General features: G+C 40.6%; 11 protein-coding genes. 9 read left to right on the forward strand and 2 right to left on the reverse strand.

The features are described from left to right. Nucleotides 1-75 precede the first annotated feature (75 nt). The 4 genes from ACFQ21_RS19175 to ACFQ21_RS19190 are packed head-to-tail and all read left to right on the forward strand — an operon-like array spanning nt 76 to nt 7,255. Nucleotides 76-930: a DUF6443 domain-containing protein gene (locus ACFQ21_RS19175; protein WP_377581286.1), complete on the forward strand. Its 855-nt coding sequence runs from the start codon at nt 76-78 to the stop codon at nt 928-930. A gap of 12 nt (nt 931-942) precedes the next feature. Next, a complete protein-coding gene (locus tag ACFQ21_RS19180; protein ID WP_377581288.1) occupies nt 943-1,359 on the forward strand; it encodes a hypothetical protein in 417 nt (138 codons plus the stop codon). A 12-nt stretch (nt 1,360-1,371) separates the two neighbouring features. After that, the gene (locus tag ACFQ21_RS19185) at nt 1,372-6,885 is read left to right on the forward strand and encodes a GH-E family nuclease (protein ID WP_377581290.1); all 5,514 of its coding nucleotides are present in this window, start codon (nt 1,372-1,374) and stop codon (nt 6,883-6,885) included. Between the two features lie 34 nt (nt 6,886-6,919). After that, complete coding sequence (locus ACFQ21_RS19190; protein WP_377581293.1) at nt 6,920-7,255, forward strand: DUF2185 domain-containing protein; 336 nt, start codon at nt 6,920-6,922, stop codon at nt 7,253-7,255. A gap of 68 nt (nt 7,256-7,323) precedes the next feature. On the opposite strand, the gene ACFQ21_RS19195 is transcribed toward ACFQ21_RS19190, so the two are convergent. Further along, nucleotides 7,324-7,479 (reverse strand): hypothetical protein, encoded by a 156-nt coding sequence (locus ACFQ21_RS19195; protein ID WP_377581296.1) that lies wholly within the window; start codon nt 7,477-7,479, stop codon nt 7,324-7,326. A gap of 248 nt (nt 7,480-7,727) precedes the next feature. On the opposite strand from ACFQ21_RS19195, the gene ACFQ21_RS19200 reads away from it, so the two are divergent. After that, nucleotides 7,728-8,666 carry an RHS repeat domain-containing protein gene (locus ACFQ21_RS19200; protein WP_377581300.1) on the forward strand — a complete coding sequence of 313 codons (939 nt, stop codon included), beginning with the start codon at nt 7,728-7,730 and terminating at the stop codon, nt 8,664-8,666. Continuing rightward, nucleotides 8,663-9,286 (forward strand): T6SS immunity protein Tdi1 domain-containing protein, encoded by a 624-nt coding sequence (locus ACFQ21_RS19205; RefSeq protein WP_377581303.1) that lies wholly within the window; start codon nt 8,663-8,665, stop codon nt 9,284-9,286. The genes ACFQ21_RS19200 and ACFQ21_RS19205 overlap by 4 nt, the downstream gene beginning before the upstream one ends. A 142-nt stretch (nt 9,287-9,428) precedes the next feature. Here the strand turns inward: ACFQ21_RS19205 and ACFQ21_RS19210 are convergent, their stop codons facing one another. Beyond that, nucleotides 9,429-9,551, reverse strand: a complete 123-nt coding sequence (locus tag ACFQ21_RS19210) for a hypothetical protein (RefSeq protein ID WP_377581306.1) — start codon at nt 9,549-9,551, stop codon at nt 9,429-9,431. A 140-nt stretch (nt 9,552-9,691) separates the two neighbouring features. Between ACFQ21_RS19210 and ACFQ21_RS19215 the strand changes: the two genes are divergently transcribed. From ACFQ21_RS19215 to ACFQ21_RS19225, 3 genes are all read left to right on the forward strand, one after another. Next, nucleotides 9,692-10,759 carry an RHS repeat-associated core domain-containing protein gene (locus ACFQ21_RS19215; RefSeq protein ID WP_377581309.1) on the forward strand — a complete coding sequence of 356 codons (1,068 nt, stop codon included), beginning with the start codon at nt 9,692-9,694 and terminating at the stop codon, nt 10,757-10,759. A gap of 782 nt (nt 10,760-11,541) precedes the next feature. Next, a complete protein-coding gene (locus ACFQ21_RS19220) occupies nt 11,542-12,264 on the forward strand; it encodes an RHS repeat-associated core domain-containing protein (RefSeq protein WP_377581312.1) in 723 nt (240 codons plus the stop codon). Beyond that, nucleotides 12,251-12,808 carry a hypothetical protein gene (locus ACFQ21_RS19225; RefSeq protein WP_377581315.1) on the forward strand — a complete coding sequence of 186 codons (558 nt, stop codon included), beginning with the start codon at nt 12,251-12,253 and terminating at the stop codon, nt 12,806-12,808. The genes ACFQ21_RS19220 and ACFQ21_RS19225 overlap by 14 nt, the downstream gene beginning before the upstream one ends. The last annotated feature ends 565 nt before the right edge of the window (nt 12,809-13,373 follow it).

Here is a 13,373-nt window from a genome sequence, read left to right on the forward strand (position 1 = left end):
TAAATTGTGCAGTGAGTGCTTATTACCACTGTAGCTATAAATTAGATAATAGAAGAAAAGAACTATAAAATCGTCATGCGTATACTCTATACCTTTATGCTTTGTGTGTCCATACTGTTGACTTGCAATGCCCAGACGAGTCAGGATAAGAATTATGTTATCGTCAATACTCCGTTGACGGATGGCGTAAAAGATCCATCTCAGTTAACGAATAAACCTATAGAAGAGGTAAATCAGACGGTTCAATATTTTGACGGACTAGGTCGCCCTATACAAACTGTTGATACGAAAAGTAGCCCCGGTGAAAATGATATTGTTTCACCACAGGAGTATGATGCTTATGGGCGGGAAGTAAAGAAATATTTACCCTTTACCAGTGCTACAACCCCGGGTTCATTCAAGCCCAATGCTTTATATGATGCAGGTAGTTATACCGATGGAGATCAGTATTTGTTTTATAAGAACACGAATGATGTAGCGCACGATGAGAAACCGTTTGCTGAGTCTATAATGGAGGCCTCGCCACTTGATCGTATTTTGAAACAGGGTGCTCCGGGGGTTGTATCTCAGGCGCTTCCTGTTGGACAGAATGATCGATCGATTAAGAAAGCATACTCGGCTAATGGTGAGAACGAAGTGCTATATTTTGACTATGATTTGACAACTAAAAATGTTGTATTTAATTCTCTCACGTACTATGCCGCCAATCAGCTATATGCTAATAAGATAACCGATGAACACGATCATGAAGTGATCGAGTATGTTGATAAAGAAGGTAAGACTATTCTGAAGAAAGTAGAGTATAAGGAGGAGAGCGGAACGAAGCTCTATGCCGAGACATACTATATCTACGATGACTTCGGAAACCTGGTGGTTGTACTTCCTCCTGAAGCTGTAGCGGCTATTAAATCATCCTTTTCATCCAACTAACATCGGGTTTATATGAATATAAAGATAATACTATCGATACTGTTTGTGGCAGCTGGTGTTTCCTTGCGTGCACAGAATATAACCACAGACAATCTGAAGTGGCATGTATCGTACATTGACGATGTTAACAAGGGTGAGCGTACTCAATCTGAAAATGAAAAGCTCGTTACATACGGATCTGAGCGAATTGAATGGCACAATGCCGATGGCAGTATCAAGTATACTTATGCGATAAACGATATAGGAGGAAGCTGGAGTAATGTGAGTAATAATGGCTCCATTGTATACCAGTTTAAGAATGGCGATCAACTGGGTACAGTAACCTTTGAACGTGCCAATAATGAAATCACAGTCCGGGTGCTGCTTGGTAAAGACGATGAGCTGCCTGTGATCTATGAAATTAAAATTGTAAAAATTACCACGCTATAAATAGTTGGCAAGATGCGATCTACTTTACCTGTTTTTCTTTTAACGATTATACTCACCGGAATATTAAATTCTGGTGGCTATGCTAAATCGCCTGCACCTGTTGATGCGGTACCGGATGCTGTTGAATTCGCAGCGCTTAAGGCTATATATGATAATCTCGGTGGCGCTAGCTGGACTAATAAAACCAATTGGCCTGTTAGTGGAAACTGGCCTACATCCGCCACCAGTGCCCAGTTTGGTACGTGGTATGGCGTGACGGTAACCAATGGTGATATTACGAGCATAGCGCTGGGGAACAATAACCTAATCGGAACAATCCCTTCTGAAATAGGAACATTGCAGGCGCTGAATACTATCAACCTGTATAACAATCGCGGTATTACCGGAAGTATACCGACATCCATAGGACAAATCAGTACCTTGAAATATGTATATCTTTATACCTGTAGTCTGACGGGTACGATTCCTTCGTCTTTGTTTGATATAAGCGGGTTGCAATGGGTGTCGTTTGCAGATAATAAATTGACTGGTAGCATACCAAGCAACATTGGTAATGCCACGGCACTTACCTACATAGGCTTTCATGCCAATGATCTGACGGGTATCATTCCTTCTAGTATTTGTAACCTGGTTAATCTTACTGGGTTGTATCTTTATGAGAACGCGCTCACTGGAGGCATTCCATCCAACATTGGCAACCTTTCGAAGTTGGTTAATCTTTGGTTGTATACGAATCAGTTAAGTGGAGACATTCCAGCTTCTCTTTGGAACATAACTACGTTGGTGGATTTACGATTAAGTACGAATCAGTTAACCGGTGCCATTCCTTCCTCTGTAAATAATCTGATAAATCTTCAAACCCTTACGCTTCATACCAATAAATTGAGTGGTTCAATTCCCGTTGAAATTGGTAGCCTCACGAAGCTGGTGAACCTATATCTATATGGTAATCAACTCACCGGAACTATACCTTCATCGATCGGTAACCTTGTTAACCTTGTTTACTTCCAGATTCATAACAATAAGTTGAGTGGCAGTTTGCCTTCGAGCTTAGTTAACCTTACGAAAGTGAAATACTTTTATGTTAACGACAATCAACTTACGGGTACCATCCCCGCAGGCTTTTCGGCACTGAACCAGATGGTGACGTTCTATATCTATAATAACCGATTTAGTGGTGAGCTTCCTGCAACGGTTTTTAATGGCTGGACGAAAGTCACAGCCATGAATATTTCGAACAACCAGTTTACCGGAGCGTTTCCTTCCTCGATATCTACATGTACAGTGCTGGCCAGTATAAATGGATTAAAGAATCAGTTCACGAGTTTACCTTCCGGACTGCTATCACTGCCTGTATTCAACAGTACGAACTTCAGTTATAATGAACTTACCAGTTTACCGGACTTCACTACCCATGTAAATAAAGCCAACCTATATTTGAACGTTTCTTACAATCGCCTTGACTTTGGTACGCTACAACCGCTGGTGGGAGCAGGTTTTCGTTCATTGGTATTAACGCCCCAGAAAAATATTCAGGACGTTCTTTTTGTTACACCTTCTTTAGGCTCGTCACTGACTATACCGGGACGTGCAGCAGGAAGCAACGGAACTATTATTTGGGAGAAGCAGCAAGGTGGTGGTAACTGGTCGGATGAGACTAGTCAGAATGAAGGGAGCACAGCTACAAGTTATGTGCAAAATTCCTTTGCTGCCGGTGACGAGGGTATATACCGGATCAGAATGACGAATACATCATTTGCCGGAGTCACGATTATGAGTGAGCCCATCAAAGTAAAAACAGCTATAAATCTGGCTATTGACAACTGGGGCTTTCAGTACAAATATGATGGTCGCAGGCGTATGACACATAAGAAAGTGCCGGGTGCAGACTGGGTATATATGGTATACGACAATCGTGATCGGTTGGTAATGACGCAGGATGGTGAGCAGCGTAAGAATAACCAGTGGCTTGTAACCAAGTATGATGCATTGAACCGTCCTATTGTTACGGCGATCTATACGCATGCCTCTTCTGTTGATCAGACAACGATGGCTTCTCAAATCAGTACGACAGCTTTTTACGACACTTTTGATGGAACCACGACTTTTCACGGGTATACCAATACGGTATTTCCAACAGATGTAACGAAGCTAAATGTACTTACTGTAACGTATTACGACTCGTATGACTATAAGAATGTGATCAACGATGATCGATATAACTATAAATCAGATGAGTTAGCAAATCAATATAAATACGATGTGGCAGGCAACAGTTTCACAGGAGTTATTGGTCAGGTTACAGGAACAAAGAGTAAAGTATTGGGGCAAGGTAATTATATAATTACTGCATCCTATTATGATGATAAGTACCGGGTGGTACAGACTGTTTCCAATGATATGCATGGTGGCACTGATCGGATAACCAATATATATGACTTTGTTGGAAAGGTAAGAGAATCGAAAAATACCCATACAGACTATGCAGTGACCTGGACAAATGTGGTTAGCCCTGCATCAGTAAATACATTGAATAACATCTTGACTAGAGCAGGTGCTGATGGTTGGATTGCCGGAGCATCTTCCCAGGAAATTTTACCTGCCGGTCAGGATGGCTGGATCGAAGTGACTGTTTCAGAGACTACTCGAAATCGTATGATAGGGCTTGCGTCCTCGGACCCGGACGCTGGATATACCAGTATTAATTATGCGTGGTATATGATGAATTCATCATTTTCTATGCGTCTTTATGAAAGTGGAAGCCAGCGTTATCAGGGTGCAGGCTTGGCCACAGGCGATGTGCTTCGTATTGAAAGAAAAGGAGCAACGATTACATACCGTAGCAATGGCAGGAAGATAACGCCCACAGCGGGAGCTTCACCAGCATCTACTACAGATTTGCGTGTAGATGCATCGTTGTATACGCCAGGTGCAACTTTACTGGATGTTCGAGCATCGTTTGCAGCAAAATCTACCAGTATAACACGCACGTTTGATTATGATCATGCCGGCCGCCTGATGAAAGTATGGCACCAGGTAAATGCAACACCGAAAGTTCTATTGGTAGAGAATGAATACAATGAGTTGGGGCAACTTATTACGAAAATGCTTCATTCGGAAAATGAGGGCACCAGCTTTAAGCAGCATGTTGATATGCGCTATAATATTAGGGGCTGGCTTACGAGAATAAATAATGCTGATCTAGCGCCCGATGAGAGCAGTGATCCACGCGATCACTTTGGGATGAATCTCTCCTATAATGAAACCGTATCAACCTTAAATAACACACCTCAGTTCAATGGTAACATCTCAGCCATGCGCTGGAGCAACAGCCAGGGCTTTGATGATGTGAAGGAGAATGCGTACGCCTATACATACGATGCAATGAACCGTATTGCCGGTGCTAATTTCAGACAGAAACAAATTTCCGGCTGGGGACTTCCACAGCATAAAGATGCTGATGATAACACGGTTGCAAGTGAAGCGTTTACAGAAGCCGGTTATAAGTATGATCTGAACGGTAACCTGCAAGAACTTGCCCGAAAAGGTAAAGACGGTATATCCATGGATGTACTTAGCTACGACTATGGCACAGGAGCAGCCAAGAGCAACAAGCTGTTAGGTGTAAGCGATGCCGGAGATATTCGCCAAGGCTTTACCGATGGAAATGTAGGCAGCGATGACTATACCTATGATAACAACGGCAGCATGGTTGCCGATAAGAATAAAGACATCGCTACAATTACCTATAACCACATGAATCTGCCGCTGCAGGTGACAAAAGTAAGTGGAGAGTATATCAAATACTTTTACGATGCCACCAGCAGGAAATTATGCCAGCAGGTATATACCAGCGCGAGTGTGCTAACGAAGCAAACTGATTACGCAGGTGAGTTATTTTATGAAAACGACACGCTAAAGTTCATCAACCACGAAGAAGGTCGTGTGGTGATGACAGGCACAACTCCGGAGTATCAGTATCACCTGAAGGATCACCTGGGCAACGTGCGCGTAACATTTACTGCTAAAGTAGAAGTGGAGAGCCCTGTAGCTACGATGGAGACTGCCAATGAATCATCAGAGCGAAATGAATTTTTATACTATGACGAAGCTGTAAAAGTAAACTTTGAATTATTCGATCACACAAATGCAGGCACCACATACTATTCAACGCGTCTCAACGGTACGGCTAATGAACGGACTGGTTTAGCTAAATCATTAAGCGTAATGCCGGGGGATGTTATCAAAGCCGAAGTATACGCGAAGTATCTGGATACCAATACCGCTAACTGGTCCACGGCAATTACAAACCTGATCACATCCATTGCCAATGGAACAGCCGCGACAGGAACGTATATAGATGGAGGCGCAATAGGAAGCACGGGCGGAGCAGCAGATCCATTTACAAGCCTATTGAGCAAGAGCAATGAAACAGGCACGGCTCCAAAAGCCTATCTGAATTATATCGTGTTCGATAGAGATTACAACGTGCTGGACGGAGGTTTTGTAAGAATAACCGAGGTCGCCAAAGAAAACGGAACAGACGTATCCCATGAGCTACTTTCAAAAGAACTGGTGATAAAGAAACCAGGATATGTTTATCTTTACCTGAGCAATGACAACGTGGCTTTAGGCGGAAGCCAGGTTGAGGTATATTTTGATGACTTTAACGTGGAGCATACAAAATCGCCTGTCATACAAGCGCAGGAATATTATCCGTTTGGATTGACGTTTGGTGATTATCAGAGAGACAACTCGCTGAAGAATCGATACTTGTATAATAAAGGAGCTGAAAGATTAGATGAACTAGATCTAAACATTGATGCTACCAAGTATAGAGTATATGATGCTGCAATAGACAGATGGTGGCAGGTAGATCCGTTAGCTGATGAAGGTGGCCTAGTATCATTAACCCCATATAATTATAGTTTTAACAATCCTATTAGGTATAATGATCCTGATGGTGATTGCCCGTTGTGTATTCCTATAGCTATTGCAGTAGCTGAAGGCGTAACGGTTGTTGCAGAGGGTGCAACCATAGCGGCAGGTTTAACTACTATAGCTATTGGACTTAAGGCATATGGTAAGCAAATTTTAGAAGCTATGGGTAATGCTACTCCATACTCGACTCCTGGTGTAGATGCTGCTCAATCTCTAGGTGGAGTTAAGTCTTTAAATAGCACGACTAATTCAGGAGAATCGAAAACTAGTCAACCAGAAAAGAAGGAGAAGGATCCTACTGCTAACCGGGTCAAACCAAGAAAAGAGACTCTTGAGAAAGTGAAGGAAAATCAGCCAAAAAATGAGAACGGTGAAATGATAGACCCTAATACTAAGAAGGCGCTGGATCCTAAAAAAACAGATTTAGGTCATAAGCCAGGAGAGGAGTGGAAGAAAAGAAAGGAGATGCATAAGGAGAAAGGCAGCACTCGTAAAGAAGTAATTGAAGCAGAGAACGATCCTAATTTATACCAGTATGAGGATCGTTCTAGTAATAGAAGTCATGCTTATGAAAAAAAGAATTAAAGCATTTTGATATAAACTTAAGTAAATACGAAGTATGGAGAAGAAATATAAGATTACAGGAGACAAGATTCGACAATTGATCAATCCAATGGGAGGCTGTATGGCAACTGATAAAATAACTGTCGAGGGTAAACTTATTGATTTCATGTATCGTATGGAGCCTGATTTTGAACATGATAGTGGCTGGCGATTCTTGTCTGGAACGGAGGATCAGGAATATGTTGATAATGCAGACAATTGGGCAATTTATGATGTTAATACAATCGCGAATTATGATCCCGCAATTATTGACTATTTAAATTCACCAATTGGAACGGAATTGGAACGGATAAGGGAGAACGGGAAATTTAGAGTAATCAGCTCCGAATGATGCTCATTCTAACAAATAGTGGATACTATACAACTACATATGAAGAACCAGCCATGCGGCTGGTTTTTTTATGAGTAAGCTTTTCTAGCTTTAGCATCGCGTATATAAGTATCGATGAGATCGTATAGTGTTTTCTTTTTTCTCCTCATCGAGTTGGAGTTGATGCCTTCGCCCGCTAGGTAGCCGAGTGGTACTTCGAGGACATCAGCAATTTTTGGCAGCATTAATAGAAGGTATAGCTTCCCCGCGTTAAGACTTGCCAATCGTTACGCGCGATACCCTGCTCTTGTCCACGAGTTCTGTTTGTGACCATGCTGACGGAAGCAGCCAAAGAAAGTGGCACCGGTGTACCTCACGAGCTACTCTCAAAGAGCTCATTATAAAGAAACCAGGATATGTTTATATTTACCTGAGCAATGACAACGCGGCTTTAGGTGGAAGCCCGGTCGAAGTATATTATGATGACTTCAAGGTGGAGCATACCAAATCGCCTGTTGTTCAAGCTGATGAATACTATCCTTTTGGTCTGACGTTCAATTCGTATAGGAGGGAAAATGGAATCTTTAATAGAATTAAGTTCCAAGGTCAAGAACACATTGATGATCTAAGTTTAGAATGGGACTCATTCAAGTGGAGAAATCATCAGCCAGATATAGGCAGGTTCTTTAATGTTGATCCTCTCGCGGAGAAGTATTATTACAACTCTCCTTATGCTTTTAGTGAGAACAAGGTTACAAGCTACGTAGAACTTGAAGGTTTAGAAGCGGTCGAGACGGAAGACAAAAGACCAAAGGAACAACCCCAAGAAAATCAACCGGGGGCAATTGAGCAGGGCCTAATGACTCTCATCTCTTACTTTACTGATCTCGGTTCCACATATAATACAATGCTTGGAAACGAAGATGCGAGCGATGACGAGAATTTAATGACCGGATTTACAGTTGTTGCCCAGCTTGCAACAGCACCTATGGAAGCAGAGCAGATGGTCATGGAGGGAGCCAGTGGTTCCCCTGCTAATAAAGCTGACGATGCTCTCAGCCAAGTTGACGAAGGAGTAAATTTAGTGATCAAGGGAAAATCGACTTGGAATTCATCCCAAAATCAGCAAGCTTTTGCAAAGGCTGCCGCACTGACTGATGACCCTACGACCGTAGTCACAAAAAACCCAGTCGCTAGAGATTCAAATTTAAGATCGAAATTCATCAAAGCTGGCGGAACTTTAGCACCACGTCAGCAAGTTGATCACATAAAAGATTTGCAGTTAGGTGGTACTAACGCAATTTCCAACACTCAAGCGCTAGATGGAAGTGTTAATGCAAGTTTTGGTAAACAGATACAGTTACAAATCCAACACCTTCCAGACGCGACTAGAGTAAATAAAGTTATTTATCTTCCCTACAAGAAAAGATGAAACAAATGTTTTCAAGGTTTACCTCTAATATTGCTATCTCTAATAGAATTATTGCTGATTCGGATACGATTCATTTGTCGCGAAACATGCCAGATAAGCTCCGCGCTCTAATGGCTCAATTAGGTGGGAGTAGTCTTGACAACGGTTTGTATCGTGTTCATACATTTAGCTCCAGTTATTATTGGGAATCAATAATAGGTAATTACTTTGCTGCATATAAAGATAAAATATGCCCTTTTTCTTTCGACTGGATGGGGCGGCAATTTGCACTCGATTTGAAGACTCCAGATCGTATACTCATGTTTGATCCGGCAACAGCAGAAGATTTTTTATTAAATGAGAGTCTTGAAGTTTTTCACAATGAAACCTTGGTCGATGATAGATTGGAGACTTTAGCTGAAGATAACTTCTTAGAAGCCTTGAAATCCTTAAAGAAACCTAGAATCAATTTTGACCAATGTATTGGATATAAAAAACCCCTATTTTTGGGAGGCGTTGATTCGTTTGAAAATTACGAAGTTGCGGATTTGGAAGTTTATTGGGACATACAGTCTCAGATATATCATCAGATAAAGAACCTGCCTCCAGGCACAAAAATTAATAGTGTGTCTTTTGAGTAGATCAGATCACAACTCTTGACAAGATGTATTTTAAATGGCACAGACCTTACTATAAGCTATGTGGTGTGAGGACAAGAGTGTAGGTTTCGTCAACAACGGATATATACTATATAATGAAGAACCAGCCAAGCGGCCGTTTTTTTTATGCTACAAGAATTTTATTAACGTTCAGGTATATATTACCAGTCTCAGAGGCGTGACGTCTTTTTCTATAGAGTAAATCATCGAGCGTGATGCGATCAGTGAGTATAGCGTTCAAGTCCATGCCATCCATTAAGATCAGGCAGCGAAGATCTGAGCAATTGGGCAGCAGTTAGGAAGCACCTTCTTTTTTCAAATGAAAATAAAAAGTTGTCGCCCCGGTGGTGAAGGCTTATCTTTAAGCTGCAAGCTAATAGCTTGTTTTTGTTCTTTGAAAAAGGTTGCGCAGGGCTGGTCTGTGCCTACGAGAAAAGTGGTATAGGCTTGGTAGAAGTATATTTTGATGACTTTAATGTAGAGCATACCAAATCTCCTGTAATACAAGCGGAAGATTACTATCCGTTTGGATTGTCATTTAACTCGTATTCGAGAGAGAACAGCATGCAAAATGCTTACAAGTTCAATGGCATCAAAGAACAGGACGATTTAGGACTAAATGTTTATGAGGCATTTTACAGAACAATGGATCCGACAATAGGTCGATGGTGGCAGATAGATCCTAAAATCAATTACGACTTTAGTCCTTATTGTTCAATGAATGATAATCCCATTCTGTATAATGATCCGTTGGGGGATGAAGTAGATCCAAGCAGGACCAAGGGAATGAATTTTATGGTTGTTGCAAACGCGGAATTAAGAAAGCAAGACAGGGAACATTTAAAGGCGAGTATGAAAGGTCCTCTTAAAGGTTTAAGAGCCTTTTTCTCTAGCGCATATACGGTCGATAACATAAAAGCACGTTCAATGCAGGTTCTTAGCTTAGGCAAGTTGAAAGTCATAAGCGCTGGAAACCCAACAGAAGCAGTTAATAAAATGAAAGATAAACTTGGTTCAGATGGGTATGTTAAAAATTTAACAATTGATTATCATGCTGGACAATTCGGAACGGCCAGTTTGAACAGCAAAGAGAGTGATGATGCTTTTAAAACTTTGCAGCAAGGCTATGCCGGTTACCAAACAACAGTATTGTTGGGACAATGCTGGGCTGGTGGTAATCCGGATTTAACTTATCCGACAGGAGATCAAACTGATCGAATAAGTAAGGCTTTAGATGGGGCAACAGTTTATGGAAACAAAGCTGCAGCAAGCTCAATAGGGTTTGTTTTTAGGAATACCTTTACTGGTCCAATCTATCAAACTTATAGAAAGTCCAGTGGTAATCTTTTGCACTATGGTGAATATTCAAAATCTGATGTAATGACACCGACTCCTGTTACTACAACTAATCGAATTTCCGTTAGGAATTCAGGTGAGATTGAAGAAAAAGACTAGTTAATTATGAGTTATTTGAAATTAATAATGAAGTATGTAAAATTAATAATCCCCCTGTTTTTTTATTGCTTGTTCTGGTACATCTAAGATTTATACCAATAAGGCAGGAGGAGCGCATGTTGTTATACGAAAAGGGTATTTCAGCGGAATTACTTATCTAGTGATTGATAAAAAAGATTCCACTAACGAAAAACTAAAACTACATTTTGATTGCGAGTGTAATAATTGGAAACAGGGGTTATCAAAAGAGTTTAAGTCTTACTATTGGAAGGCGGTTACGGATACTGGTGAAGTATACCGATTCTATGATTATGAAGTAAGTGGCAGATTGACTACGCCAATACAATTCCTACCAATAACAAAGGATGAAATTTTATTACTTCAGCGGGCAATTTCACTGTCCACTGAACAATGCTGCTATAATGCTAGTAAACCTGTTGACAAGATATTAGGTTTTGTTAGAACCGATATTAAGGTCAAAAATTAGACATTAGTAGCAAATCAAAATCTTGCTCAACAAATTTATGAATGACAGGTCATTCATTCTTAATGGGTAATAATTGTTATGCATATATAAATTGTTGAATAGAGTAGCGGTTAACACTATATCAAAATGCGGATAAGTTTAATCATTACTCTATTTTTTATATCTTGTTCTATATCCGCTCAACCTGCTAGCATAATTTTAACAGAGTCGCCACTTGATAGTATACTTATTATAAAGGCTGATGCGTTGGACGCCATTCAATATTCATTTTACGGTAAATCAGATAGCCTGAAGGGTGAATACAAATCCTAATCCGTTTGCAAGTCTTCTAAGCAAGAGCAACGAAGCAGGCACGGCTCCAAAAGCCTATCTGAATTATATAGTGTTCGATAGAGACTACAACGTGCTGGACGGAGGTTTTGTAAGGATAACCGAGGTCGCCAAAGAAAACGGAACAGACGTATCCCATGAGCTACTTTCAAAAGAACTGGTGATAAAGAAACCAGGATATGTTTATCTTTACCTGAGCAATGACAACGTGGCTTTAGGCGGAAGCCAGGTTGAGGTATATTTTGATGACTTTAATGTTGAACACACGAAATCGCCTGTTATTGCAAGTCAGGGGTATTATCCATTTGGCTTAACCTTTAACTCCTTTCAACAAGAGAATACGGAGCCTCAGTTATATAAATTTAATGAGAAAGAGGAGCAGGATGAAATAAATCTAGGTTGGTTGGACTATGGAATGAGGATGTACCAGCCAGAGATAGGGCGATTTGGTGTGAATGACAGGTTTGGAGAAAAGTATTTTGATGTCTCGTTGTACCAATATGTTAGAAACAATCCTGTCATTAACATAGACGTTAATGGAGATTCTATTAAAACAGTTTTTACAAATAGCGAAGGTAAAGTGTTATCGTCTGTACCTGTTGAGGTTCAAGAGATGTTTAACAGCGAGTTTGGTATTAAAGTTGGGTATAATTCAAAAACAGGTATGATGTACTATGCCGGAGATTGATTCCGATTTGTCTCAGTCGTCAACGGCCACAAGTCTATTAGTAGGAAAACTCAAAGATACAAATGCTGGATATGAGCATGGGGAGCTAGTTTTTGGTTATAATCTTCGCGATAAAACGGGAGAGGTAAGAGGAGGGAGCTCTGAGAAGGTTTGGATGCAGGGCGAGGGAACGATTAATAGAAATAATATTGATCTCGCGGATTTTGGTGCGCATGGCGGTGCAGAAAAAGGATGGAAGTATTTTGGGATGAACCATCGAGATGAAAACATGGCTCGAGTTTTCGAGCATGAGTATTTAGGCCATCATCATTTAGGAATTATGGCTGCTGGTGACGGGAACGCAACTCAAATGGGCCGAGTTGTTGAATATACTAACTTATTTCGGCGAGAGAGAGGAATTTTAGAGAGGTTAAATTATGGAGGAGGCGGAAGCCCAATAGTATATGGTAAGACATCTGACTTTAATTCAACGAGGGAACTCATAAAATACATTCAGGCTGTCAACAAAGGAAAAATTTCTCCAACATCATATAGGAAAAAATGAAGATATATTTATCGGTAGCTGCTATCTTTCTAGTTGCATCACTTAACGGTTGTGTACTTCAAAAGCAATCTATACAGTGTTTTGAATTTCGTGGTGATAGTTATTCGCCAAGCGGACATTTTTATCAACTTTCCGTTCTTGAATTAAGAGACTCCTCATTTATGATGACCGATTATACGTTTAATACAGGTAGGGAGAGGCGTATTGGAAAGGCTGGAGAACAAAAGAATCAAATGGGTAAAATTCAAACATATAGCGACACGATTATTTGCACGACAACGACACCAAAGGAATATGAAGGAAGCAGGTTGCTTTTTGTGAGATGCAAAGGTAAGCTGACCTTACTAGACTTTAGAGGTATGCCTCTCCAACATTGGAGGCCTTGTAAAACTAGTTGGGTGTTGAAGAGATGAAACTCTAGATAAATGAATAAGAAGAGTATAGCAGTATAATCTATACCCTTCATTATACCCGGCCTTTCTAAAATTGTCAGAAAACCGACCGAAATGGGTATTGACAATAGACAAAAATCCTTTCAATAAAAAAAAATATCCTCGAATTAAGA

Source organism: Ohtaekwangia kribbensis (assembly GCF_042676245.1).
In the GTDB taxonomy this organism is placed as follows: Bacteria; Bacteroidota; Bacteroidia; order Cytophagales; family Cyclobacteriaceae; genus Ohtaekwangia; species Ohtaekwangia kribbensis.

What these genes read in the sequence shown, in the direction of transcription:
- ACFQ21_RS19205 (WP_377581303.1), top strand. Translation starts at nt 8,663, where the DNA reads ATGAAACAAATGTTTTCAAGGTTTACCTCTAATATTGCTATCTCTAAT.
- ACFQ21_RS19225 (WP_377581315.1), top strand. Translation starts at nt 12,251, where the DNA reads ATGCCGGAGATTGATTCCGATTTGTCTCAGTCGTCAACGGCCACAAGT.
- ACFQ21_RS19190 (WP_377581293.1), top strand. Translation starts at nt 6,920, where the DNA reads ATGGAGAAGAAATATAAGATTACAGGAGACAAGATTCGACAATTGATC.
- ACFQ21_RS19195 (WP_377581296.1), bottom strand. Translation starts at nt 7,479, where the DNA reads ATGCTGCCAAAAATTGCTGATGTCCTCGAAGTACCACTCGGCTACCTA.
- ACFQ21_RS19175 (WP_377581286.1), top strand. Translation starts at nt 76, where the DNA reads ATGCGTATACTCTATACCTTTATGCTTTGTGTGTCCATACTGTTGACT.
- ACFQ21_RS19180 (WP_377581288.1), top strand. Translation starts at nt 943, where the DNA reads ATGAATATAAAGATAATACTATCGATACTGTTTGTGGCAGCTGGTGTT.
- ACFQ21_RS19210 (WP_377581306.1), bottom strand. Translation starts at nt 9,551, where the DNA reads ATGGACTTGAACGCTATACTCACTGATCGCATCACGCTCGATGATTTA.
- ACFQ21_RS19185 (WP_377581290.1), top strand. Translation starts at nt 1,372, where the DNA reads ATGCGATCTACTTTACCTGTTTTTCTTTTAACGATTATACTCACCGGA.